The following is a 25,507-nucleotide window of genomic DNA, read 5'->3' on the forward strand; positions in this document are numbered from 1 at the left end:
TATCGCATGACAGCCGCGTCAGTTCCACAACGGTTGATATGGCGGATCATTGCGTCTATGCGGCCCGCTTCCTCGAAGGAACGCGTTCGACGAATCGCCCGGCCAGTGTGGGCTGCCGCGGCGATTTCAGCGTCCTCCTTCGTAACCGAAAGGATAAAAATGCCCAAGCTGAAGACCAAGAGCGGCGTCAAGAAACGCTTCAAGCTCACCGCCACCGGCCTGCTCAAGCACGGCGTCGCCGGCAAGCGTCACCGTCTGGCGCATCACAACGGCAAGTACATCCGTCAGAACCGCGGCACCAAGCTGCTGTCGAAGGCCGATACCGCAGCAGTGAAGGCCTGGGCGCCTTACGGCCTGCGTTGAGCTGAGAAGGAATTAGACAATGGCACGCGTAAAACGGGGTGTTACCACCCGCGCCAAGCACAAGCGTATTTTGGTTCAGGCGAAGGGCTATTATGGCCGTCGCAAGAACACCATCCGCATCGCCCGTCAGGCCGTCGAGAAGGCCGGACAGTACGCATATCGCGACCGTAAGGTTAAGAAGCGCACGTTCCGTGGCCTCTGGATCCAGCGCATCAACGCCGGCGTCCGCGCCGAGGGGCTGACGTATTCGCAGTTCATGCACGGCGTGAAGCTTGCAGGGATCGAACTCGACCGGAAGGTCCTGGCCGACATCGCCATGCACGAGGGCGCTGCCTTCAGCGCCATCGTCGCCCAGGTGAAGGCGGCTTTGCCACAGGCCGCGTAATTCGCGACTGAGGTGAGTTTCGGGGAGGGCGTCGGTGGGAGACCACCGGCGCCCTTTCTGCGTTTGGGGCGGGTAAATACCTGAGTTCCCGAACTTCCGTGGTCCCCAACCCTCTATCCGTCATCCCGGCGAACGCCGGGACCCACGGTTACGGCGGACCCGGCAATAACGTGCTACCATCACCCGGCCCGCTACCGTGGGTCCCGGCGTCCGCCGGGATGACGGGGGTGTTGATGATGGATCAAACGATCCGGCACACGGGCACAAGGGGAGCACGAAATGCGCGAAACCTTTCAGCCGTGCGTCTACATCCTCCACTCCCGCCGCTACGGCACGCTCTACATCGGCGTCACCTCGAATCTGCTCGCAAGGCTGGTTCAGCACCGAGAGGGGTTGATCCCCGGCTTCACTCGCCGGTACGGCATCAAGCGTCTCGCTTATTACGAGATGTTCGACACGATGGAGGCCGCGATCGTTCGCGAGAAGCGGCTGAAAGACTGGCGAAGAGCGTGGAAGATCGACCTGATCGAAGCGCGCAACGAAAATTGGGACGATCTGGGTATCGGCCTCGGGCTGCCCCGCCTAACCGAACCCACCCTGGGAGTATGACGTGACGCAAGACCTGAACCAGATGCGCGAACACATGCTGACGGCGATCGCCGCCGCATCCGGCCTCGACGCGCTCGACGCGTGCCGGGTCGAGGCGCTCGGCAAGCAGGGCACGATCACCGCGCTGCTCAAGACGCTCGGCAAGATGACGCCGGAAGAACGCCTCGTGCAAGGCCCGCAGATCCAGGGCCTCCGCGAAGCCGTCGCCAACGGCATCGCCGAGCGCAAGGCCACGCTCGAACGCGCCGCGCTCGACGCGCGTCTCGCCAGCGAAACGCTCGACATGACGCTCCCCGCGGACGCCATGCCCGCCGGCACGATCCACCCCGTCAGCCAGGTCATGGACGAACTCGCCGAGATCTTCGCCGACTTGGGCTTCGCGGTCGCGACCGGACCCGAGATCGAGACCGACTGGCACAATTTCACCGCGCTCAACATCCCCGAGACGCACCCCGCGCGCGCGATGCACGACACCTTCTATCTCCAGCAGGGGATCGACGCGAAGGCCGCCGGCACCGCCGACGAGAAGACGACCTTCTCGCTGCTCCGCACGCACACGTCCCCGGTCCAGATCCGCACGATGTTGAGCCAGAAGCCGCCGATCCGCATCATCGCTCCCGGCCGCACCTACCGCTCGGACTCCGACGCGACGCACACGCCGATGTTCCACCAGGTCGAGGGCCTCGTGATCGACAAGGGCATCACGCTCGGCCACCTGAAGTGGACGCTCGAGACGTTCGTGAAGGCGTTCTTCGAGCGCGACGACATCGTGCTCCGCCTGCGCCCCAGCTACTTCCCGTTCACCGAGCCCTCGGTCGAGATCGACGTCGGCTACACGCTGGTAAAGGGTAAGCGCGTCGTCGGCGGCGCCGAACCCGATGGCTGGCTCGAGATCCTCGGCTCGGGCATGGTCCACCGCAAGGTGATCGAAGCCTGCGGGCTCGACCCCGACGAATGGCAGGGCTTCGCGTTCGGCTGCGGGATCGACCGCTTGGCCATGCTCAAATACGGCATGGACGACCTACGCCCGTTCTTCGACGGCGATATCCGCTGGCTCAAGCATTACGGCTTTTCGAGCCTCGACGTCCCCACCTTGTCCGGCGGAGTCGGCGCATGAAGTTCACCCTCAGCTGGCTCAAGCAGCACCTCGAAACCACCGCCACGCTCGACCAGATCGTCGAGGCGCTGACCCGCATCGGCCTCGAAGTCGAAGGCGTCGAGAACCCCGGCGAGAAGCTCGCCGCGTTCAAGATTGCAAAGGTCCTCAGCGCCGAACGCCACCCTCAGGCCGACAAGCTCCAGATCCTGTCGGTCGACGCCGGTAACGGTCCGTTGCAAGTCGTCTGCGGCGCCCCCAACGCCCGCGCCGGCTTGGTCGGCGTGTTCGGCGCGCCCGGTGCGTACGTCCCTGGCCTCGATGTCACGCTCAAGCTCGCCAGCATCCGCGGCGTCGAATCCAACGGCATGATGTGCTCGACGCGCGAACTGGAACTCGGCGAAGATCACGATGGCATCATCGAACTGCCGGCGGACGCGCCGATCGGCACCGCGTATCCCGACTATGCCGGCCTTACCGACCCGGTCATCGACGTCGCGATCACGCCCAACCGCCAGGACTGCATGGGCGTCCGCGGCATCGCCCGAGACCTCGCCGCCGCCGGCCTCGGCACGCTCACCCCGCTGACGTTCGACGCGTTCACGAGCGAGGGCGCAGGCCCCGACGTCCGCACCGACGATACCACCGGCTGCCCCGCGTTCTTCGCGCAGACCGTCACGGGCGTGACCAACGGCGACTCCCCCGAGTGGATGCGCCGCAGCCTGCTCGCGATCGGCCAGAAGCCGATCTCCGCGCTTGTCGACATCACCAACTATCTGATGATCGACCTAGGCCGCCCGTTGCACGTATACGACCGCGCCAAACTCTCCGGCGGCCTCGTCGCGCGAAAAGCAAACGACGGCGAGCAGGTCGTCGCGCTCAACGGCAAGACCTACACGCTCGACGCGACCATGACCGTCATCGCCGACGACGCGGCTGTGCACGATATCGGCGGCATCATGGGCGGCGAGCATTCGGGCGTCTCGGCGGACACCACCGACGTGCTGATCGAATGCGCCTATTTCGATCCCGACCACATCGCGCGCACCGGCCAGAAGCTGACGCTTACCTCCGACGCTCGGAGCCGCTTCGAACGCGGCGTCGATCCGGCGTTCCTCGAAGACGGCCTCGCGATCGCCACTGCGCTCGTGCTCCACATCTGCGGCGGCACGGCCAGCGACGTCACGCGCTCGGGCGAACCCCCGCTCGAGCCCCGCGTGATCCACTACGATCCGCGCTTGAGCGCAGACCTCGGTGGCCTTCACGTCGCCCCCGAACGCCAAGCGCGGACCTTGTTGTCGCTCGGCTTCACGATCGGCGCGATCACGTCCGCCGACGCGTTCAGCGACGCGCTGTTCTCGACGATCGAGGGCAAATGGCCGGTGACGATCCCGACTTGGCGCCGCGATGTCGACGGCCCCGCCGACCTCGTCGAGGAGGTCGTCCGTATCGAGGGCATCGACACTATCCCCTCAATGCCGCTCCCCCGCATGCCCGGCGTCGCGAAGCCGACCGCCACGCCCGAGCAGAAGCTCGAACGTAGGGCGCGTCGCGCGGCGGCGGCCCGAGGGCTCGACGAGGCGGTAACGTGGAGCTTCCTCTCGGACGCCGAAGCAGCCCCCTTCGGCGGCGGCGCCTGGACGCTCGCCAACCCGATCAGCGAAGACCTGAAAGTCATGCGCCCGTCGCTGCTCCCCGGCCTGCTCGCTGCCACCGGCCGGAACCTCAAGCGCGGCCAGCAGAGCGTCCGCCTGTTCGAGATCGGCCGCCGCTACCTGGCCGACGCCGAGCGCGCGACGCTAGGCGTAGTCCTCGCCGGCGACCGCCGCCCCCGCGGCTGGCGCGATGGGAAAGCGGCGAGCTTCGACGCGTATGACGCGAAGGCCGAAGCGCTGGCGCTTCTCGCGGCCTCGGGCGCGCCGGTCGATAACCTGCAAGTGATGGGTGAAGCCGGCGACGCATGGCACCCCGGCCAGTCCGGTACGCTCCGCCTCGGACCGAAGACGGTGCTGGCGAGCTTCGGCATGCTCCATCCGTCGGTGCTGAAGGCGTTCGACCTCGACGGCGCGGTTGCTGCGGTAGAAGTCTACCTCGACGCCATCCCGCCCAAGCGCGCTACCGGCTTTGCCCGTCCGGCTTACACGCCGCCAGCACTTCAAGCCGTCCGCCGCGACTTCGCGTTCCTCGTGCCGGCCGCGCTCGCCACCGACACGCTGGTCCGCGCGGTCAAGGGGGCGGACAAGGTCGCGATTGTCTCGGCCCGCGTGTTCGACGTGTTCACCGGGGCAGGGGTGGGGGGCGGACACAAGTCGGTCGCGGTCGAGATCGTCCTGCAACCGACCGCGAAGAGCTTTACCGACGAGGAGATCAAGGCGATCGCCGACAAGGTGGTCGCAGCGGCAGCAAAACAGGGCGCAACCCTCCGCGTCTAACTTGCCCTCACCCTTCCCACGGCCAAGCAGCCGCGGGGCCCTTCCCTCTCCCCTGAGGGGAGAGGGAGAGACGCCGGAGGCGGCGAGGGTGAGGGCACGCGCTGGCGTCCTCATACCACGCCGGCGAAGGCCGGGGCCCAAGTGGCAAGGCCATCGTGATGAAGCGATGCCCTTCGTTAACACCGTTTCCCAATTGGGCCCCGGCCTTCGCCGGGGTGGTGCGCGGATGGTATGGTGAGCGTTTTAAAGCCTCGCGCGTTTGAGGCTTACGGAAGGAACCCCATGACCGACCTGATTACGATCGCCAACGACCACCTCACCGCGCAGATCAACCCGCACGGTGCCGAGCTCACGCATCTCCACGACGCCGACGGCCGCGAATTGATGACCAACGCCGACCCGGCCTTCTGGACCGGTCACGCCCCGATCCTTTTCCCCGTCGTCGGCGTCGTCAACGAAGGCGTCATCCGCCTAGATGGCACCGCCTACCCGATGCAGAAGCACGGCTTCGCGCGCCATTCGACGTTCGACGTCGTCGCGCAGTCGGAAACCTCCGCCACCTTCCGCCTCACCGACAGCGAGGAAACCCGGAAGGCCTACCCGTTCGCGTTCGCCCTCGACATCGTCTTCACGCTCGACGGCGCGACGCTCGGGATCGAGGCGCACATCCACAACCGCACCGACGCGCCGATGCCGGCCAGTTTCGGCTTCCACCCCGCCTTCGCGTGGCCGCTCCCGTACGGCGAGCCTCGCGCCGATCACCGCATCACGTTCGACGCGGACGAACCCGGCAAGCTGAAGGCGATCAGCCCTGACGGCCAGATCGCCGTCGACGAACGCCCCTCGCCGGTCGAGGACCGCGTCATCGCCCTGCGCGACGAGCTGTTCGCCAAGGATGCGCTGGTCTGGGACCCAATCCATTCCGCCGCCGTCACCTATGGCGCCAAGACCGGCCCGCAATTGAAGATCGCCTTCCCTGACACGCCGAAGCTCGGCATCTGGACCAAGCCCGGCGCGGCCTATGTCTGCGTCGAGCCCTGGCACGGCATCGCCGACCCCGAAGGCTATACCAGCGACTACCGCGACAAACCCGGTGTGTTCGAGATCCCCGCCGGCGGCACGAAGCGCATCGAAATGAGCGTGACGCTGGTCCAGGGGCACTGACGAACTCCCCTCCCTGAAAGGGAGGGGCAGGGGGTGGGTCGGTTTCCGTATCACGGCAGCGCTGCGACCAAAGCTGACCGACCCACCCCCAACCCCTCCCTTCCAGGGAGGGGAGAGCGTTCCGGTTCGGGCAAACGTAGCGTTTCCTTCAGGACACCGAGAGGCGCTCGCGCCGCACGGCAACACCAGCCTCGCGCGCACGCCCCCTCTGTCCTACACGCCCCACATCTGCCAAGAGCGGCACCAAGCCCGCGTTCTCCTACTGCATCCCGCCGCACCGCGCGCGGACTGCATGTTGGCCTAACCCGGCCTAACCTTCTTTTCTCAGCCAAGTCCGACGACTCGGCTCACCGGACCCACGCCATGACCCAATTTCCCCGCCGCACCTTCGCGATCATCTCGCATCCCGATGCCGGCAAGACCACACTGACCGAGAAGCTCCTGTATTTCGGCGGCGCGATCCATCTCGCCGGCGAGGTCAAGGCGCGCGGCCAGACCCGCCGCGCCCGCTCCGACTGGATGAAGATCGAGCAGCAGCGCGGGATCTCGGTGACCTCCTCGGTGATGACGTTCGAGCGCCAGGGGATCACCTTCAACCTGCTCGACACGCCGGGCCACGAAGACTTCTCCGAGGACACGTATCGCACGCTGACCGCGGTCGATTCGGCCGTCATGGTGATCGACGCCGCCAAGGGCATCGAACCGCAGACGCGAAAACTGTTCGAAGTCTGCCGCCTGCGCAACGTGCCGATCATCACCTTCGTCAACAAGGTCGACCGCGAGGGCCGCGATCCGTTCTCGCTGCTCGACGAGGTGGCGGAGATGCTCCAGCTCGACGTCTGCCCGATGAGCTGGCCGGTCGGCATGGGCGGCGAGTTCGAGGGGGTGTACGATCTCTACGCGAACACGCTGAGCCGCCCCGAAGGCGACAGCCGCGAATTCATGGGCAAGGCGATCCCGTTCACCGGCATCGACGATCCCGAACTCGCCAAGATCCTCAGCCCCGAAGCGATGATCCGCCTGAACGACGAGGCCGAACTCGCGCAGGGCGGCTATTCGAGCTTCGATCCCGAGGCCTATCGCGCGGGTAATTTGACGCCGGTCTATTTCGGGTCCGCGCTGAAGGACTTCGGTGTCGCCGAACTGATCGCCGCGCTCGCCGACTATGCCCCGCCACCGCGCGCACAGCCAGCCGAGCCCGCCCCCGTCTCGCCGGACGAACCCGAAGTCACCGGCTTCGTGTTCAAGGTGCAGGCCAACATGGACCCCAACCACCGCGACCGGATCGCGTTCATGCGGCTGTGCTCGGGCGTGTTCAAGCGCGGTATGAAGCTCACCCCGACCGGCCACGGCAAGCCGATCGCGGTCCATTCGCCGATCCTGTTCTTCGCGCAGAACCGTGAACTGGCGGACGAGGCGTTCCCGGGCGACATCATCGGCATCCCCAACCACGGCACGCTCCGGGTCGGCGACACGCTGAGCGAAAAGGCCGCGATCCGCTTCACCGGCCTGCCCAACTTCGCGCCCGAAATCCTGCGCCGCGTCGTGCTGAAGGATTTCACCAAGACCAAGCAGTTGCGCAAAGCCTTGGACGACATGGCCGAGGAGGGGGTCACGCAGGTGTTCTACCCCGACATCGGCTCGAACTGGATCATCGGCGTGGTGGGTCAACTCCAGCTCGAAGTGCTGCTGTCGCGGCTCGATGCGGAGTACAAGGTCGCGGCGGGGCTGGAGCCTGCGCCGTACGAGACCGCGCGCTGGATCTCGGCGGAAGACCCGCTCGAACTCAAGACCTTCGCCGAGATCAACCGCGGCGCGATGGCCAAGGACCGCGACGGCAACCCCGTCTTCCTCGCCAAGAGCGCCTGGGAAGTGAACTATATTGCCGAGCGCTACGCTAAGATCCGCTTCGCCGCGACACGCGAGCGGTAGGATACCGGATCGGCGGGCAAGGTCTTCGGAGACTGCTAGAAGTCTTCGATGCTTGTCGGCCGCGGTTGCAAGATTACAGAGTCTGGTCTGTTTTGCCCGGCGACCGATAATGGCGCCGCTCCATCAGGCGCCTCGCGGGATTTTCCCGCAGCAATTTCGTTGCCCAGTTGTCGCGTTTGATCGGCTTGCGATGCCGATGACGCCGTGCACCATAACGCTTGGTACGCGCAAGCTTTTGCTGCCACCGCACCGCGCCTGTAATGGCGGCAACGAGTAAGACACTCGCCACCATCAATTGAACGTTCATCTATCGGCCCCGCTTCCAATAGACGGAGTATCAAATATCGAGCCGATTTGTAATTAAATTATGTATCACGTCGAAATTACGACGCAAGCCATTGAGTAAGTTCGCCTAATACTAGCGGAGTAACGAGAGCGACAAATATCAACTAAAAGTGTTGTGAAAGGAAAACTATCCCACATCAACGAATGTAGCGAGTCGGAAGGTATTGATAATGGGTAGTTATCAACAGTCATGCGAGTTGCTTGTGGGTGCCCTCAACCAGCCAACCAGCCGGAGCGCAACAGCAACAAGGGAACCGAGGTGGTTCGCACCACCCCGGTCCATCTCGATCAACGCTTAGGCTTGGCAGCGAATGCTGCCTTCAGCCGCGCGATCGCCAGCGTGTTCGCATCCTGTGCACCGCGCACGACCATGCCCATGCCGAAGAACTCGTGAGTCACGCCCGGGAAGGTGCGCTGCTCGACCTTGTCGCCCGCCGCCCGCATCGCCGCTGCCAGCGTCTCGCCATCGGAGCGCAATGGATCGATCTGCGCGTTGATGATCGTCGTCGGCGGAAGGCCACGCAGGTTCGCCTTTACCAGGTTCAACCGCAGGTCCTGCGCATCGGCAGGGCTGGTCTGGTAATAATAACCGAACCACTTGAGCATAGCGCCGTTCAGCGGCTTCGCATTCGCCGAATCCATCCGCGACGGCAGCGTCATGCTGCTGTTCGCGATCGGATAGACCGACACGATATACAGCGGCGTGGTCAGGCGATTGTCGCGCGCATAGATTGCCGTCGCGACCGCCAGGTTGCCGCCTGCGCTCTCGCCTGCGACCGCGATCTTGCGTGGATCGCCACCCCAGCTCGCCGCATTCTGCAGCGTCCAGCGATATGCGGCGGCTGCGTCGTCATGCTGTGCCGGGAACTTGAACTCCGGTGCGTGGCGATACTCGACCGACACGACGATCGCACCCAGCTGTTTGGCGAGCAGACGTGGTGCCGCGTCGTAGGTGTCGACCGTTGCGATCACCCAGCCGCCGCCGTGATAATAGACGACGACCGGCAGGTTCTTGGCGTTGGCAAGCGATGCTGGCTTGTAGATCCGGGCGAACTGGTTCGCGTCGCTGCCATAGGCCACGTCGCGCGTCGTCACGGTCGCGTCGGGCGTTGCCGACAGGCCATGCTTGATCATGACCTGCTTGGCGCCATCGGCTGCCGACGGCTGCATCCGCGCGACGGCTGGCGTGAGCGTCTCGATCGGCTTGCCACCGAGCGCGGCGAGCTGGTCGAGCACGACCTGCATGTCGGGCGCGGCCTTTGCCGGCTGGGTCGCCGTCGGTGCGGGCGGCGGCGGTGGTGGCGCATCGACCGACCGTGCGGACTGCGCAATCGCGCCGCTCGTCAGGGCGATACCCGATGTCGTGATCAAGGTCGCGGTGGCGAGCGCCATCAGCGTGCGCGATGAACGGTTGGTCATGCGGTATGGTATCCTGTTTCGAGTGCCCCCACTCGCCGCATAGAACCGCGTGATCGGCTTTCCGTTCCCGCAAGCCCGCGTAACCAACGCTTTTCAAACGTGTTTTTTGCTGCCGGAGTTGCTCTCCGTCGTATCAGAATGGCGCAGCGCGTCCTGCGACCCAAGTTTCTACGACCTTGTCGACGTCGGCGATCGAGCGGGAGGGATCGCCATCGACCACTAGCAAATCGGCACGCGTTCCGGCCACGATCACGCCGCGATCGCGCAATCCGAGCAGGTCCGCGCCCGCAGCCGTGGCAACCCGCAAGGCCTGTGCAGGAGTAAGTCCCGCCTCGACCATCAGTGCCAGCTCGCGGTGTTCGGCGATGCCGGGCACGCGCACGGCACTTGCTCCACTGTCCGTGCCGAACCCGATCTTCACGCCGGCGTCGTACAGCGTCTTCAGGTTACGCAGGTTCATCGCCAGCGATTTCCGCGCATCGGCCGTCTTCGGATCGGCCAGTATCTTGGCACGCCACGCCGGATCGTCGACCTGTTGCGCGAGGGCAGGCGACAGCGCGGCGCGGGCGAACGGCGTCTGCGTCCACGGTGCGCGATCGGCCCAGGCGAACGTCGCTTCGTCGAGTTGCAGCGTCGGGATGTACCAGATGCCCTTCGCCTTCAGCGTCGCGACGAACGCAGGGGGCACCGGCGTGTCACGGATACCGTGCGCGATGATGTCCGCACCTGCCGCGACGATCGCCTCTGCGTCCGCGAGATCGTGGATATGTGCTGCCGCCCGCAACCCGCGCGCGTGCGCCTCGGCGATCACCGCGCGGTAGATGGCGGGGCTCATCTTGACCGGTACGCTGCCGCCGAAATCGTCGAGCCACAGCTTCACGAGATCTGTCTTCTCGGCCGCCATCATCGCGACCGCCTTGCGCGCTTCCTCGGGCGTCGAGGGACGGAACAGCTGGTCGGGGCCGACCTTGAGCATCGCCTGCGGTGGCGCGCCGTTGGGAACGCCGATCCCCTGCATAACGCCGAACAGGTCCGCGCCGTCGATCCGTCCGGCATGTGCGTCGGCGCGTATCCCGACGAACGCCGGACCGTTGTTGCCGAGCGCCGTCACCGTCGTCACGCCGTAGCGGCGATACTGGGCGAGTTGCGCGACGATGTTGGCGCGCGTGTAGTTCTTCGCGCCCGTCTCGGTGCCGCTCACCTGTCCGACATGGCTGTGGTCCGAAACGAGGCCGGGCATCACGGTGCGCCCCCGATAGTCGCGTCGTTCCGCGCCCGCCGGCACCGCGACCTTGCCCGCCGCAACGATCCGTCCGTCGGCGATCACGATGGTCGCGTCGTCCACCGGTGCGCCGCCGCGCCCGTCGATCAACCGGACACCGGTCAGCGCGATCGTCTGCGCGGTAGCGGATCCGACGGTGAGGGCCGATGCCGCAAGGGCGATCGTGTAGAGGCGAGCGGAGATTTTGGTTCGGCGCACGATGATGTCCTTCTCGGGAGCACGCGCCAACAGGACGCTATCTCCCTGAAACGTCAGCGGATGACGCCCGTTCCGATCGGTGTCCGTCAACGCCGAACGCGCGCGACCTTCAGCGCAATCCGGACCGGCTGCATCGTCTCGACTGGCTTGAACGACAGCAGCATCACCAGCGCGACTCCAGCGATCGACGCCGCGCCCAGGAACCGCACGAAACGCTCGCCGGTCAGCGGCGCGCCACAGTGGAACAGCGCCACCGCGAGCACGAGTGCCGCGACTAGGCGCAACGCGCGGATCGCGGACGGCGCAACGATCCCGAGGTCGCGGCGATACTTGAACGCGGTCGCCGCAAGCAGCAGCCAGCCGAAGAAGCACAGCATCGTGGCTTCAAGCATGAACGGTCTCCGAGAGTGTTTTGCGGATCTTTGCGACGGGTTTGCTTCGGGACGAGCGCCATGCACCGAGCGCCAGCAGGGCGGCGACCGCGAGCATGGCGACGTCGAATGCCGCGAACAGCGTGTCGCCCGACAGCATCGATCCGGGCAGCCCGCGCGATGTGGTGAGCGTATCGGCCACCGGGATCGCCGCGAACGTTAACGCGCCGATCGCGAATCCCTCGGTCCACGCGCGGGGCGCCGGCCGTAGCAACTGGAGGACCGCAACGCCGCCCCATACCCAGAACATCGTCGCGACTTCGGTATCGGCGCGGTTCGCGGCGTCCGCCGGGATCAGGCGGTTGGCGAGCAGATAAGCGGCCATCCCGATCGGCAGGCCGGCGATGACGCCGATGTTCAGCCGCTCGACCAGCTTCAGTCCGAAGAACGGCGTCGCACCCGGCTTGCGACGCTTGGCGGTCCACAGCAGCAGCCCGGTTCCGACCATCGCCGCACCGGTCAGCCCCAGCACAAAATACGCCCAGCGCAACGCAGGGCTCGCGAACTGCGCGACGTGCAGCCCGAGCATCACGCCCGCGGTGGCGAGCGCGGGCCCGACATCGGCCGCGCCCTCCAGGAACCGTCCGTCGCTGCCCGCATAGGTGACCGACGGCCCGCGCCCGTTGAGCGAGGCGCTCGAATGGCGGTACAGCGTTACGGTACTCGCGGCATCGTTCGGGTTGCGCACCACGACGGTCGCCACGGATGCACCGAAGCGCCGCTTCGCATCGGCGACCAGCGGGCCAATCGCGACCAGCGGAGCCGGCGTACCCGTCGCCTCGCGCTCGGTCGGCGTGCCGAACGCGGCTTGCGCGAAATCGGCGGGCTTGGCGTAGTTCGCGACGACCGGCCACGGCATGTACATCGCCACCAGCGTGATCAGCCCGGTATAGGTGATCATCGCGTGATACGGCAGCGCCAGCACCGCGGACACATTGTGCGCGTCGAGCCAGCTACGCTGCCCCTTGTTCCAGCGCAGCGTGAAGAAGTCGGCGAAGATGCGCTTGTGCGTGATGACGCCGGACACGATCGCGCCAAGCATGAACATTGCGCACAGCCCGGCCAGCCAGCGTCCCCAGGGATGCGGCAATTGCAGCTGGAAATGGAAGCGATAGAAATGCTCCCCGCCGCGCGTCTCGCGGGCGCGCACGACGTCGCCGGTCGCGGGATCGAGCACGATCTCGGGCGCGCGACGCTTGGCGGCCTTGGGGTCCGGCTTGCGCTGTTCGAAGATCCGCGTGACCGCAGTCCGCGCATCGGGAAGGTAGATATACCATTGGATGTCGTCCGCGCCGACTCGTTGCAGGTGCGTTACCGCAGTCTGTGCGGCGTGTGCGGTGGAGACGGGCGTCGCGCGGAACTCGGGCTGCATCCACTGCGTGATCTCGGGCCGGAAATAGCTCGCGGTTCCGGTCAGGAACATCGCGAACAGGATCCATCCCGCCAGCAGCCCCAGCCAGCCGTGGATCCACGCCATGCTCTGGCGCAGCGTAGTTCCGACCGCCGAGGTCATGGACGAACGCCGAGCAGCCAGAGCAGGCCGCCGCCAAAGGTCGCGATCCCCCACACTGCGGCTGCTACTCGCAAAAGTCGGTGTTCGTGGAAGCACCATAAGGCGATGCCGGCATAGATAGGGAACGACAGGATCATGCCCCAGCTCGTCGCTTCGACGCGCGCGATGGGCAGCAGGCGCGCAATCAACGTCGCCAGCACGGCCGCCGCGGCATAGCCGCCGACCAAAGCCGTAAGGCTTCGGAACGCCATGCTCCAGACGAGCGGACGCACTCTTCGGCCCGACGGAAAAGGGCCGGCTTTCAGGATCCGGCCGTGCATGAACATTTTGTCATTTTTCCTTGCCGCGCTTCCAAACCGCCTTTAGCGGGCTTTGCGAGTCATTATCAATATCAAAGTGGGTATCGCTTATGCGGGGACGTTTCATGGTCGGGATGCTGTTGGGGACAGCGTTGGGCAGCATCGCAGTGCCGGCATTCGCAGCCGAGCATGTGCCTGCCCCGGCAGTCGTCGGCGCGGTCGACCCTGCGCCGACGGACGATGATATCCAGACGCGCCAGGACGAGATCGTCGTCAACGGCGAGCGTATCCGCAAGACCGGCAGCACCGGCACCAAGACCGAGACGCCGCTGATCCGCACGCCGCAGGTCATCACCAGCATCGACGAGAAGGAATTGACGCTCCGCAACGCGCTGTCGATCAACCAGGCGCTCGGCTATGTCGCGGGCGTCTCGCCCAACCAGCGCGGTAACGTCGCCACCCGCTACGATCAGCTTTACGTCCGCGGCTTCGCGCCCGGCCAGTATATGGACGGGATGCGGCTGCTCGGCGGCGTCTATTCCACGCCGCAGATCGACTTTCACCTCGTCGAGCGCGTCGACGTGATCAAGGGGCCGGCGTCGGTCCTCTATGGCAACTCGACGCCGGGCGGCCTCGTCAACCTGACCAGCAAGGTCCCCTATGCGGAGTCCGGCGGTCGGATCGAGCTGGCGGGCGGTAATTTCGACCTGTTGCGATCGGCGATCGACGTGAACCAGCCGCTCGACAAGGACCACAAATGGCTGTTCCGCGTCATCTCCGGCGCGGAGCGATCGGACGGGTTCGTCGCGATGACCGGCAACCGGCGCTATTATGCGCGGCCGATGCTGACCTTTGCGCCCGATGAGGCGACGAGCGTGACGCTGATCCTCAATTACCAGCGCGATCCGGAGTCTGCGTCGTACAGCGGCGTGCCGGTCTACGGCTCCGCGCTCGCCAATCCGCTTGGCCAGTTCGCGACCGACTTCAACGTGAGCGAGCCGGCGTACGAGGCGTTCGATCGCAAGCAGAAATCGGCCACGCTGCTGTTCCGCCACGACTTCAACGACAAGCTTAGCTGGGCGACCAGTGCGCGCTACCTCGACGTCGACCTCCATTATCGCCAGATCTACCTTTCCGCGTTCGCCACGACCGGCACGGGCGCCAATCGCAACACCGATTTCTCGACGATCGTGCGCGGCGGCGGCGGGTCGGACGAATCGTTCCGGACGATCACGATCGACAACCACGCGACCGCGAAATTCGTGACCGGACCGTTGCAGCACACGCTGCTCGCGGGCGTCGACTGGCAGAACAACCAGGGTAACAACGACCAGCAGTTCAACACCGGCGTCACCACCAATCCGGCGACCAGCATCCCGAACCTGAACCTGTTCGCGCCCGTCTATGGCGGCGTGCAGCCGAACTTCCCGCTCACCCAGACGCGCAGTTTCCGCAAGATCGACCAGGTCGGCGCCTATGTGCAGGACCAGATCGCGATCGGCGGGCTGCAACTGATCGCAAGCGGCCGCTACGACTGGTACGATCAGACGACGGTGAACCGCAACGCCGCGGCAGGGGTGGCGAGTGGCGTGACGCGGCTCCACCAGACCGCGTTCACCGGCCGCCTCGGCGCGCTGTACGAGACGAAGTTTGGCCTCGCGCCGTTCGTCAGCTATTCGGAAAGCTTCGAGCCGCAGACCGGCACCGGCTTCGGCGGCGCATCGTTCGTGCCGGTCACCGGCCGCCAGTACGAGGCAGGGCTGAAATATCAGCCACGCGGCACCAACGCGCTGTTCACGCTGTCCGCGTTCGACCTGCGCCGCCAGAACGTGCCGACGACCGATCCGGACAACCCTAATTTCTCGATCCAGATCGGCGAGGTCGCGGTGCGCGGCATCGAACTCGACGGGCGGGGGGAGATCACGCCGGGCCTGACCGTCACGGTCGCCGGCACCTATACCGTCCCCGAAGTCACGAGAGGTACGCCGGTCGTCGGCACCGGCGACCAGCTGAGCGGCGTCACCGGTACCAAGCCCCTCGGCATATCCAAGTGGAGCGCGTCAAGCTTCGTCAACTACGACCTGTCACGTACCGGCGGCGGCGCGCTGTCCGGGTTCAATATCGGCGGCGGCGTGCGGTATGTCGGCAAGTCCGACGGCACCGCGACTCGGGTGGAGGCAAACCAGACGCTCACCACCCGGTTCCAGTCACCGGGCTATGTACTGGTCGATGCGGTGCTCGGCTACGATCTCGGCAAGTTCGACGAGTCGCTCAAGGGCCTGAGCCTGACCGCGAACGTCGCCAACCTGTTCGACAAGCGCCACATCGCGAGCTGCTTCTTCGTCAACAGCTGTTACTTCGGCGCCTCGCGCACCGTCGTCGGATCGCTTCGCTTCAACTGGTGATCAGCGGACGTCGTCGACCGGCGCTGTCAGGATCACGCGCAAGCCGGGCATGTTGTCGTCCTGCTCGATCGTGCCCGACAGCCCGGCGACGATGGCGTTCATCATCCGGCTGCCGAAGCCGATCCGCGTCCCCGACTTGCCGACGCCCTGGTCCGCGACGATCAGCCGCAGTCGGTTGCGATGCTGTTCGAGGATGATGTGGATCGGCCCGGCACCGCCGCGATAGGCATATTTGCTCGCGTTAATGACGAGTTCGGTCAGCACCAGCCCGATGTTCACCGCGCGATCGGTGGCGACCAGCACGGGCGCGAGATCGAGCGTCATCTGCGCCGCCCAGTCCTCGCCTAGCGAGGTCTGCATGTCGCCCGCGAGTTCCTCGATATAGCGCGACAGGTCGACCGACTCGACCTGGTCGTCGCGGTACAGGCGGCGATGCACCAGCGCGACCGCGGCGAGCCTTGCCTGCGCCTCGGCGAGATGCTCCTTCACCTTCGCGTCGTCGGATGATTTCGCCTGCAACGACAGGAACGCCGCGACCAGTTGCAGACTGTTCTGCACGCGGTGATTGACCTCCTTCATCAGGACGTCCTTCTGCGCGATCAACGCATCCTTGTCGGCGAGCGTCCGTTGCAGGTCGGCGTTGAGCAGGCGCAGGCGCTGATTGATATGCGCGTCGTGGAACGCGCGGCGCAGGCGGTGCGCGGCCTCGATCTCCTCGCGCGTCCAGCGCCGCGATCGACCGCTGACTGCCTGCGTCCAGGATTCGAACGACGTGCGCGGAGTCAGCACTGCGTTGGGATCGACCGACACCGCCTTGTGCGGATTGCCGGCCCATTCGACCTCTTCGATCTGCTCGGCCCGGAACCACAACAGCACCGCTCCCTCGTCGACCAGTGGCAGCGCGAGCAAGCCGCTCGCCTGGGCACGGTAAGCTTCGGCGCGGGGCAACAGTGCCGACAGTTCATGCGTCGTGAACGGCTCGATCACACCCCGCGTGCGGGCCCATGCGGCGAGATCGAGAATGTCGTCCTTGCCGGGACACGACCCGTCGGTGTCGACGACCGTGCCCTCGACATAGGCGAAGCCGTCGCCGTCGAGCATCCGCCGGAGATCGTCGCGCAACGCGGCGACGATGCTGCGCGGGGCCGGCTCGGTCGCGAGCTTGGGGATGACCGCATCCTCCGCCGCGCGCAGCCGCAGCCTTTCGCGGTACGTCTCCGCCTCTTCCTTCGCGCGGATCTGGCGCGCGAGCCCGCCGGCCAGGGTCGCCGACGCCGCGCGGATGTCGGGTGTCAGACCCTTCGGCGAGCCGTGATGGCAGGCGATCAGGCCCCAGAGCAGCCCGTCCTTGACGATCGAGATCGACGCCGACGCCGCCACGCCCATGTTGGCGAGATACCGCAGATGGATCGGCGACACGCTGCGCAGCGCCACGTCGCTCAGGTCGAGCGTCTCGAACCCGGCCGGGCGGAGCACCGCGGGCGCGTAATCGATCGTGGGAATCGTCCGCGTCCGGTTGCGCACGTACAGCGCGCGCGCCTGTTTCGGAATGTCCGATGCGGGAAAATGGTGATTGAGGAAGGTGCCGAGCCCTGTCGCCTTGTCCTCCGCCATCACGCGGCCCGCCTCGTCGTCGAGGAAGCGATAGACCATGACGCGGTCGAAACCGGTCAACTGCCGGAACGCGGTCGCGGCGCGCTCGCACAACGTCTGGAGGTTGCTCGCGCGCTCGAACGTCATCGCCATCGCGTTGAGCCGGCCGAGCATTCCCGCCGCGGTGACGGGCTCCGCTTCGACGGGTTCGAGTTCGACCAGCACGTGCTCGGCGGTGCGGTGAAGGGTGACGTCGAACCGTTCGGTCAGGCCCGCTACCGGCAGTCCGGCAAGTGCCACGCCAGCGACCGTGTCATTGGCTATGAGTGTCGCACCGATGTCCTGTGCCAACAGCGCCGACAGGTCGCTGCCGAGCCAGTCGGGGGTCAGGCGAGTCTCGAGATCGCCCGCGCCCGCCACGACGGCCAGACTGGTCGCATCGGCAACGAGCAGCAGGCCATGCGGCTGGATCGCACCGGGGATGTGGATCGGCTCGCGGTCGCACGCATTGAGGTCCAGCCCCACGCCATCGGTGGAACCGGCAATATCGCTCGACGCGTTCATCTACCCGAAACTCTCCTATCGAGCCTCGATCATGGAGCCCCCGGCGGAACAAAGCAAATACCCGCAGCGGGTTACGATATTAATCTGAAGCAATATCGCGTGGCGCGGACTCGGCATAGCGCCGCGCGATTACGGCGCAGGCGATCAGCTGCAACTGGTGGAACAGCATGACGGGCAGCAGGATCACGCCGACCTGCGCTGGCGGGAACAACACGCCCGCCATCGGCACGCCCGACGCGAGGCTCTTCTTCGAACCGCAGAATTGCAGCACGATCGCATCCTCGCGCGGGAGCTTCATCAGCCGCGCAACGGCAAACGTCAGCCCAAGCACGAAGGCGAGCAGCGCGGCGCACAACAGCCCGATCAGGATCAGGTCGCCGAGCGATAATTTGGTCCAAAGCCCCTCAACCACCGCGGCGCCGAACGCGCTGTAGACGACCAGCAGGATCGAGCCGCGATCGACCACCGTCAGCAGGCTCTTGTTGCGCGTCACCCACGCGCCGATCCAAGGCCGCAGCAGATGCCCGGCGACGAACGGCACCAGCAGTTGTAGCACGATCGCCTCGATACTCTCGATCGAGATCCCGCCGCTGCCCGAAGTGTTCATCAGCAGCGCGACCAGCGCCGGCGTGACGAGAATGCCGAGCAGGTTCGAGAACGACGCGCTGCACACCGCCGCCGCGACATTGCCGCGCGCAATCGCGGTGAAGGCGATCGACGACTGCACGGTCGAAGGGAGCAAGGTCAGGAACAGCAACCCGGCGGCGAGCGGCCCGGTCACGAACGGCAACGCGGTCAGCCCCAGCCCGAACAGCGGGAACGCAACGAAGGTGATGGCCAGCACCGCCAGATGCAGCTTCCAGTTGCGCAGCCCCGCCCAAATCGCATCGCGCGACAGCTTCGCGCCGTGCAGGAAAAACAGCAGGACGATGCCGATATCGGCGGCGTAACCGACGATCGTCGCCATCTCGCCGCGGGCCGGCAACAGGCTCGCCAGCACGACGGTGCCGAGCAGCATCAGGATGAACGGTTCGAAGACCGCCAGGAACCGCCCGATCACGGATGCGCCTTCACATAGGCGTCGAGCGTCGCGAGATGGCCGCTGAGCGCCTCGTCGTCGAGGAAGCTGCCGAGGAAGCTGTTGCGTGCCAGCGTCACGACCTGCTCGCGCGACAAGGTCTTCGCCCGCGCCGTCTGCCGGAAATTCTCGCCGATATAGCCACCGAAATACGCCGGATCGTCCGAATGGATCGTCGCGCGCAGGCCGAGATCGAGCATCCGGTCGATCGGATGATTCTCCAGCTTGTCGACGTTGCGCAGCGCCACGTTCGACAGCGGACACACGGTCAGCGTCATCGCGTCACGCGCCAACCGCGCGACCAGCGCCGGATCCTCCAGTGCGCGGTTGCCGTGGTCGATCCTGTCCACCTGCAGGATGTCGAGCGCCTCGTGGATATAGGCGGGCGGGCCCTCTTCGCCTGCATGCGCGCACAGCATCAGCCCGGCATCCGCCGACGCGGCGAACACGCGCGCGAACTTCGACGGCGGATGGCCGACCTCGGACGAATCAAGCCCGACGCCGATGAACTGGTCGAGCCACGGCTCCGCCTGCGCGAACGTCTTGAACGCATCCTCCTCGTCGAGATGACGCAGGAAGCTCATGATCAGCCCCACCGACATGCCGTGCTTGGCCTGCGCCTCGTCGATCCCCGCGAACAGTCCGCACGCGACGACGTCGAAGGGAATGCCCCGATGCGTGTGTGTCTGCGGGTCGAAGAAGATCTCGGCGTGGACCACGCCGTCCTGCGCGACGCGGTCGAAATAGGCGACCGCCAGATCGCGGAAATCCTCCTCGGTCTGCAGCACCGCGGCGCCCGCGTAGTAGATGTCGAGGAAGGTCTGGAGATTGGTGAAACTGTACGCCGCGCGGACGTCCTCGACGCTCTTGAACGGGATCGCGACCTTGTTGCGTTCGGCCAGCGCGAACATGAGCTCGGGCTCGAGGCTGCCCTCGATATGGAGGTGCAGTTCCGCCTTGGGCAGGTTCGTGATGAAGTCGTCGTTCGGGAAGGGGGTCATGATCCGTCCTGTCGCTTGGGTCGCGTCGGCTGCAACCATTCCGCCCGCCACGCACTACCGCAAGTGCGAAAGCCGTTGCATGACAATCCTGTCACGTTACCGAGCGCCGATACTTACGCGAAGGACACCATCGATGCCGACAGGATTGGTCGCACTGCTCGACGACATTGCCGGGATCACCAAGCTCGCCGCCGCCAGCCTCGACGATATCGCCGCGACCACCGGCAAGGCGGGCAGCAAGGCGATCGGCGTGGTGGTCGACGATGCCGCCGTCACGCCGCGCTACATGGTCGGGTTCGAGCCCAAGCGCGAACTGCCGATGATCGGCAAGATCGCGCTGGGGTCGTTCCGCAACAAGCTGGTCTTCATCCTGCCCGCGGCGCTGGCATTGAGCGCGTTCGCGCCGTGGCTGCTGACGCCGTTGCTGATGATCGGCGGTACGTATCTGTGCTTCGAGGGCGCGGAGAAGATCCTCGAAGCGTTCGGTGGCGGTCATGCCGAGGAGGTCGTCGCCGAGCCGGTCGATGCCGCGACGCTCGAAGCGCAGAAGGTCTCGGGCGCGATCCGTACCGACTTCATCCTGTCGGCCGAGATCATGGTGATCGCACTGTCGGACGTGGCGACCAAGCCGATCTGGGAGCAGGCGATCGTGCTCGCACTGGTCGGGATCGTCATCACCATCGGCGTCTACGGCGTGGTCGCGCTGATCGTGAAGATGGACGATATCGGGCTGCATCTGGCGCAGCGCAGCAGCGCGGTCGTGCAGGCGATCGGGCGTGGGCTGGTGAAGGGGATGCCGATCGTGATGTCGGCGCTGTCGGTGATCGGCACGGCGGCGATGGTCTGGGTCGGCGGCCAGATCATCGTCCACGGGATCGAGGAGTTCGGGTTCACCACGCTGCCGCATTGGATCCACGATACGGCTGAGGCGGCTTCGCATGCGGTGCCGTTCGCCAAGGGCGCGGTGAACTGGGTGATGAACGCGTTCTTCTCGGGGATCGTCGGGCTGATCCTGGGCGGCGCGATCGCGCTGGGGCTCCATGCGGTGAAGAAGCCGAAAGCGCACTGACCGGGAGAGCGTTGTCCGCTCTCAACCTTGTTCTCCCGCGAAGGCGGGAGCCCAGTCTGGGTCCCCGCCTTCGCGGGGAAACAAGTCGCGCCTGGTTATAAGACGCTACCACCACAAAACACCACCCCGGCGAAGGCCGGGGCCCAATTGGGGAACGGAGGTAACGATGGACAGCCCGTCATTACTGCGACCTTTCCAATTGGGCCCCGGCCTTCGCCGGGGTGGTGCTCATTTAGCCGGGGTGGTGGCATCGGGAGGGAAAGAGGCAGCCCCTACTTAGCCGTCCACTTCCCCATCCAGCCCAGCACTTCCCCATACCACTGCCGCGAGTTCTTCGGCTTCAACACCCAGTGGTTCTCACCCGGGTTGACCAGCAACCGCGACGGGATCCCGCGCCGCTGCAACGCGGTGAACGTCGCCAGCCCCTGCGTGTACGGAATGCGGAAGTCCTTCTCGCCGGTGATCACCAGCATCGGCGTCTTCCATTTCGCCACGTAATTGACCGGGTTCCATTTCTCGAACGCCTGCGGGTCCTCGTAATAGGCCTTCCCGCCATGCTCCCATTCGTCGAACCAGAGCTCCTCGGTCTCGTACGCCATCGCGCGCGCGTCGAACACGCCGTCATGCTGGACGATGCACTTGAAGCGATCGGGCCACTGCCCCTCGATCCAGTTCATCATGTAGCCGCCGTACGACGCACCGAGCGCACACGCATTGTCCGCATCGAGCCACGCGAACTTGTCGGTCGCGGCAGCCAGCCCCTTCTTCAGATCCTCGAGCGGCCAGCCGCCCCAGTTGTTGCTGATCGCGTCGGTGAAGCCCTGGCCGTATCCGGTCGACCCATGGAAATCGACCGCGACCAGACCATAGCCAGCGCCGGCGAACACCGCGGGGTTCCAGCGATACGACCAACTGTTGTTGCTCGATCCCTGCGGGCCCCCGTGGACCATGTACGCGATCGGCACCTTGCCGGTGGAACCGTACGGCTTCACCGCATAGCCCCAGACGGTGTCCGCGTTCGCGCCCTTGAAGTTGAACCGCGTGACCGTCGGCATGTCGATCCCGGCGAGCCTTGCGGCGTTGACCTGCGTGAGCCGCTGCGGTGCGCCGGTGCCCACACGAAAGAAATCGGCTGGTGCGATAAGGCTGTCGATCGCCACCACAGGCCCCCGCGGCGTGATGGCGACCGCGCTGACGTGACCCTCCTGCGTCAGCCGCGTGACCGCACCGCTGGTCGCATCGACACGGAACAGCGGCGTCTCCTGCGTGTCGTCCGCCGTCACGTAGAGCGACTTCGAGTCCGGCGCCCACGCGATCGAGCCGACCGACCGGTCCCAGCGCTCGGTCAGCGACACCGTCTTGCCGCTGGCGATGTCGCGCAGCGTCAGCACCTGGCGATCCGCCTCGAACCCCGGCCGACGCATCGCGAAATAGGCGAGCGTGCGGCCATCGGGTGATACGGTCGGAAGGTTGTCGGTCGCCTTGTTCGCCGGAGTCAGATTGACCGGTGCCGCCGAGCCGTCCGCGGGCACCGAGAAGATGTCGAGATTGGTCGACAGCGCTTCGATCCGGCCGGCCTCGCGCAGTGCGAAATAGACGGTGTGGCCGTCCGGGCTCCACGAGATTTCCTCACCGCCGCCATTGGGCTTCGATGGCGTATCACCGACCAACGCGCCGACCAGCGGCACGCCGTTGCCGGACGCACCTGCGGCGGTCAGCGGCAACACGAACAGCTGCGACCGCGTGCCGTCCGCCCACGTATCCCAATGCCGCACGAACAGCTGGTCGTAGGTCCGGCCGGCGCCCGCGTTCGGATCCTTCTTCACCATCGCCGGCTCGAGGCTCGGCGCGCCCGGCTTGCGATCCGCCCAGACCAGCAGCTTGTCGCCTGTCGGCGCGACCTTGAAGCCGCCGAATCCACCCTTGAAGCTGGTCAGCTTGCGCGGCGTGCCGCCCGTCACCGGCACCGACCAGACCGCATCCTCGCCGGCCTTGTCGGACGTGAAATAGACGGTGTTGCCGACGATCTGCGGGTCGTTCTCGTTGACCTGCGGATCGGCGAGCAGCTTCACCGGCGTCGCGCCCGGCGTGCTCAAGTCGAGCCGCCAGAGATCGTAGCGCCCCTTGTCCGCCGCGAGATCGGTCTCGCGCTGCGCCCAGACGAGCCAATGCCCGTCCTGCGACGCGGTCGGCGCACCGACGCGGCTGAGCATCGTCACGTCGTCGATGGTGAGTTGCCGGGCGGCGGCCGGGGCACTCGCAAAGGCGAGCACGGCGAGGCTGGCGGAGAGCATGATCTTCATGGCGCACTTGATAGGACGCTTGCGAGATCGCGCGCAATCACCTCGATCGCTTGCACGACAGCACCGGTTCAGATCATGGCGGTATCAGGCGCTAGATGACCCGCGCGCCCAGGATTTCGTCGTTCATGTTCACTATATCTGTTCGGTGGTTTCTGGCGGCGACGTTGCTCGCATTCGGGGCGGGGCCGGCCTCGGCGGCGCAGGTGCAACTGCCGGTCGACGCGCTGATGCAGGACGCGGGAGAATATGCGACCCGGTTCGGTGTGCCGTTCGACGAAGCGCTGCGACGAATGCGCGCGCAGGGCGCCACCGTGCCGACGACCGACGCGCTCCGCGAGACCTACAAGGATCGCTGGGCCGGCGTCGCGATCGAGCATCAGCCGAATTACCGCATCGTCGTGCTGCTGACCGGCACCGATCCGGTCGCGGATCAATCCGTGATGGTGGGCGGGATGGTCGTGCCCATCGTCTTTCGGACCGGCGCACCTGTGACGCGCGAGGCGGTGCTCGCCGCGATCACGGCCTATCAGGCGAAGATACGCGATTCCCTCCCGCACCCGCCCGGGCTTGGAGTCGATCAGCGAACCGGCGAACTGGTCGTGATGATCGCATCGGGTGATGCCGATCTCGACCGCGATGGCGCGCTGCGCACTCGGATCGCGACGATGACCGGCGTTCCGGTGCGGATCGAAGCCGTTGATAAGCCGTCTGCGAACATGGCGCAGGATCAGGTCGCTCCGGTCCCCACGCTCATACCCGCCCCGGTCGACGGCGGCGCGATCGAGGGCGGGGCGCGCGTGGTCGGGACGGTCGATGGCAAGCGCTATGCCTGCACGACGGGCTTCGTCGTGTCCGACGGGGTGCGCAACGGCGTGGTCACCGCGGCGCATTGCCCGGACGCGCTATCCTATGTCGGCAAGCGCCCTTCGGACGGCAGTCGCGAGGAATGGCCGCTGGCGTTCGTCGGGCAATGGGGCTGGGGGTATCAGGACGTGCAGGTCAACGTCGCGACCGCGCCTGACGTCGGCTACGCACCTTTGTTCTACGCGGATACCGCCAAGACGCTCGCGCGGCCCGTCGCCACGTGGCGCTACCGCACGAGCACGCGCGCGGGCGACTTCGTGTGCCATCGCGGCGAGCGTACCGGCTATAGCTGTGCGGTGATCGCGATGGTCGATTTCGCGCCGGCGGGCGATCTGTGCGGCGGCGCGTGCCTGCCGACCTGGGTCGCGGTCGAGGGGCCGACGTGCAAGGCCGGCGACAGCGGCGCGCCGGTGTTCGAAGGCAGCACCGCGCTGGGCCTCGTCAAAGGCGGCACCTACCGCCGCGACGGGACGTGCCTCTTCTACTACTATATGTCGACCGACTACCTGCCGCAGGGCTGGACGCTGTTGCATCAGTAACACGGTGCCGGGCGCGCTGATTGTGTCTCCCCGCCAAGCGCTGTACGTCCCGCCGGGAACACGGTGCCGCCGAGCGCCGATCGGCGGCCTATCGACACGGGCATGACATGGACTCCTCGGGCCTTGAGGCCGTTTTTCTAGCAAACCGCGATACGCTGCTGCGGTTCATCCGCTCGCTCGGCGCGGGCGATGCGGAGGATCTGCTGCAAGAGCTGTGGGTGCGGATCCAGACCGCCCCGACCGGGCCGATCGCGTCGCCGCTGTCGTATCTGTACCGGATGGCGAACAACCTGATGCTCGATCGCCACCGCGCGGTGCGGCAGGCGGAGAAGCGCGATCGCGAATGGACCGAGGCGACGGGGGGACCGTCGCTCGACCGATCCGAGGAGCCATCCGCCGAACGCGTCGTGATCGCGCGCGAGCAGGCGGCACTGGCGGAGTCGGCGTTGCAGTCGGTCGGCGACCGGGCGGCGCGGATATTCCGACGTCACCGGATCGACGGCATCGAGCAGCGCGTGGTCGCGGCGGAGTTCGGGGTGAGCCTCAGTACCGTAGAGGGCGACTTGCGCAAGGCCTATCGCGCGATGATCGATGCGAAGCGACGTTACGATGAGGCTTGATCG

At 66.1% G+C, this 25,507-nt stretch carries 21 protein-coding genes; 11 read left to right on the forward strand and 10 right to left on the reverse strand.

The window, feature by feature from the left end; all coding sequences use genetic code 11:
• The first annotated feature begins 159 nt into the window (after positions 1-159).
• The 7 genes from rpmI to C8J25_RS00620 all read left to right on the forward strand — a co-directional run bounded on the left by rpmI (position 160) and on the right by C8J25_RS00620 (position 7,981).
• On the forward strand, positions 160-363 hold the full coding sequence (rpmI, locus tag C8J25_RS00590) for a 50S ribosomal protein L35 (protein WP_031395289.1): 204 nt from the start codon (positions 160-162) through the stop codon (positions 361-363).
• 19 nt (positions 364-382) lie between these two features.
• On the forward strand, positions 383-748 hold the full coding sequence (gene rplT / locus C8J25_RS00595) for a 50S ribosomal protein L20 (RefSeq protein WP_056054375.1): 366 nt from the start codon (positions 383-385) through the stop codon (positions 746-748).
• A gap of 279 nt (positions 749-1,027) precedes the next feature.
• Positions 1,028-1,357 (forward strand): GIY-YIG nuclease family protein, encoded by a 330-nt coding sequence (locus tag C8J25_RS00600; RefSeq protein ID WP_107951837.1) that lies wholly within the window; start codon positions 1,028-1,030, stop codon positions 1,355-1,357.
• Between the two features lie 22 nt (positions 1,358-1,379).
• The gene (gene pheS, locus C8J25_RS00605) at positions 1,380-2,474 is read left to right on the forward strand and encodes a phenylalanine--tRNA ligase subunit alpha (protein WP_208622496.1); all 1,095 of its coding nucleotides are present in this window, start codon (positions 1,380-1,382) and stop codon (positions 2,472-2,474) included.
• Positions 2,471-4,885 (forward strand): phenylalanine--tRNA ligase subunit beta, encoded by a 2,415-nt coding sequence (gene pheT, locus C8J25_RS00610; RefSeq protein WP_107951839.1) that lies wholly within the window; start codon positions 2,471-2,473, stop codon positions 4,883-4,885. The genes pheS and pheT overlap by 4 nt, the downstream gene beginning before the upstream one ends.
• Before the next feature lie 282 nt (positions 4,886-5,167).
• Positions 5,168-6,049, forward strand: coding sequence for an aldose 1-epimerase family protein (locus tag C8J25_RS00615; RefSeq protein ID WP_107951840.1), 882 nt, complete (start codon positions 5,168-5,170; stop codon positions 6,047-6,049).
• A 363-nt stretch (positions 6,050-6,412) separates the two neighbouring features.
• On the forward strand, positions 6,413-7,981 hold the full coding sequence (locus C8J25_RS00620; protein WP_056484981.1) for a peptide chain release factor 3: 1,569 nt from the start codon (positions 6,413-6,415) through the stop codon (positions 7,979-7,981).
• A gap of 73 nt (positions 7,982-8,054) precedes the next feature.
• Here the strand turns inward: C8J25_RS00620 and C8J25_RS20150 are convergent, their stop codons facing one another.
• The 6 genes from C8J25_RS20150 to C8J25_RS00645 all read right to left on the reverse strand — a co-directional run bounded on the left by C8J25_RS20150 (position 8,055) and on the right by C8J25_RS00645 (position 13,441).
• Positions 8,055-8,288, reverse strand: coding sequence for a hypothetical protein (locus C8J25_RS20150; RefSeq protein ID WP_146173252.1), 234 nt, complete (start codon positions 8,286-8,288; stop codon positions 8,055-8,057).
• Between the two features lie 326 nt (positions 8,289-8,614).
• Positions 8,615-9,745 carry an alpha/beta hydrolase gene (locus C8J25_RS00625; RefSeq protein WP_244186630.1) on the reverse strand — a complete coding sequence of 377 codons (1,131 nt, stop codon included), beginning with the start codon at positions 9,743-9,745 and terminating at the stop codon, positions 8,615-8,617.
• A 133-nt stretch (positions 9,746-9,878) separates the two neighbouring features.
• Positions 9,879-11,225, reverse strand: a complete 1,347-nt coding sequence (locus C8J25_RS00630; RefSeq protein ID WP_208622479.1) for an amidohydrolase family protein — start codon at positions 11,223-11,225, stop codon at positions 9,879-9,881.
• An 86-nt stretch (positions 11,226-11,311) separates the two neighbouring features.
• Positions 11,312-11,617, reverse strand: coding sequence for a DUF3325 family protein (locus C8J25_RS00635; protein ID WP_107951842.1), 306 nt, complete (start codon positions 11,615-11,617; stop codon positions 11,312-11,314).
• Complete coding sequence (locus tag C8J25_RS00640; RefSeq protein ID WP_107951843.1) at positions 11,610-13,169, reverse strand: PepSY-associated TM helix domain-containing protein; 1,560 nt, start codon at positions 13,167-13,169, stop codon at positions 11,610-11,612. Before C8J25_RS00640 ends, C8J25_RS00635 begins: the two co-directional genes overlap by 8 nt.
• Positions 13,166-13,441, reverse strand: a complete 276-nt coding sequence (locus C8J25_RS00645) for an iron transporter (protein ID WP_146173253.1) — start codon at positions 13,439-13,441, stop codon at positions 13,166-13,168. Before C8J25_RS00645 ends, C8J25_RS00640 begins: the two co-directional genes overlap by 4 nt.
• A 137-nt stretch (positions 13,442-13,578) precedes the next feature.
• Here C8J25_RS00645 and C8J25_RS00650 point away from each other — a divergent pair, with 137 nt between their 5' ends.
• Complete coding sequence (locus C8J25_RS00650; protein ID WP_107951844.1) at positions 13,579-15,873, forward strand: TonB-dependent siderophore receptor; 2,295 nt, start codon at positions 13,579-13,581, stop codon at positions 15,871-15,873.
• Here C8J25_RS00650 and C8J25_RS00655 read toward each other — a convergent pair whose 3' ends face one another.
• From C8J25_RS00655 to C8J25_RS00665, 3 genes are all read right to left on the reverse strand, one after another.
• Complete coding sequence (locus C8J25_RS00655; protein WP_107951845.1) at positions 15,874-18,030, reverse strand: histidine kinase dimerization/phosphoacceptor domain -containing protein; 2,157 nt, start codon at positions 18,028-18,030, stop codon at positions 15,874-15,876.
• A 79-nt stretch (positions 18,031-18,109) separates the two neighbouring features.
• Entirely contained in the window at positions 18,110-19,087 is a 978-nt protein-coding gene (locus tag C8J25_RS00660; RefSeq protein WP_425275445.1) for a bile acid:sodium symporter family protein, read from the reverse strand.
• Positions 19,087-20,109 (reverse strand): adenosine deaminase, encoded by a 1,023-nt coding sequence (locus C8J25_RS00665; RefSeq protein WP_107952515.1) that lies wholly within the window; start codon positions 20,107-20,109, stop codon positions 19,087-19,089. Before C8J25_RS00665 ends, C8J25_RS00660 begins: the two co-directional genes overlap by 1 nt.
• A 133-nt stretch (positions 20,110-20,242) precedes the next feature.
• Here C8J25_RS00665 and C8J25_RS00670 point away from each other — a divergent pair, with 133 nt between their 5' ends.
• Positions 20,243-21,178 carry a DUF808 domain-containing protein gene (locus C8J25_RS00670; protein ID WP_107951847.1) on the forward strand — a complete coding sequence of 312 codons (936 nt, stop codon included), beginning with the start codon at positions 20,243-20,245 and terminating at the stop codon, positions 21,176-21,178.
• 272 nt (positions 21,179-21,450) lie between these two features.
• On the opposite strand, the gene C8J25_RS00675 is transcribed toward C8J25_RS00670, so the two are convergent.
• On the reverse strand, positions 21,451-23,481 hold the full coding sequence (locus tag C8J25_RS00675; RefSeq protein ID WP_107951848.1) for a S9 family peptidase: 2,031 nt from the start codon (positions 23,479-23,481) through the stop codon (positions 21,451-21,453).
• 125 nt (positions 23,482-23,606) lie between these two features.
• On the opposite strand from C8J25_RS00675, the gene C8J25_RS00680 reads away from it, so the two are divergent.
• Together C8J25_RS00680 and C8J25_RS00685 are read left to right on the forward strand one after the other, a co-directional pair.
• Entirely contained in the window at positions 23,607-24,884 is a 1,278-nt protein-coding gene (locus C8J25_RS00680) for a S1 family peptidase (RefSeq protein WP_244186632.1), read from the forward strand.
• Positions 24,885-24,991: 107 nt separating this feature from the next.
• A complete protein-coding gene (locus C8J25_RS00685) occupies positions 24,992-25,504 on the forward strand; it encodes an RNA polymerase sigma factor (protein WP_107951849.1) in 513 nt (170 codons plus the stop codon).
• Positions 25,505-25,507 lie beyond the last annotated feature (3 nt).

It is taken from the genome of Sphingomonas faeni (assembly GCF_003053745.1).
GTDB classification, from domain to species: Bacteria; Pseudomonadota; Alphaproteobacteria; order Sphingomonadales; family Sphingomonadaceae; genus Sphingomonas; species Sphingomonas faeni.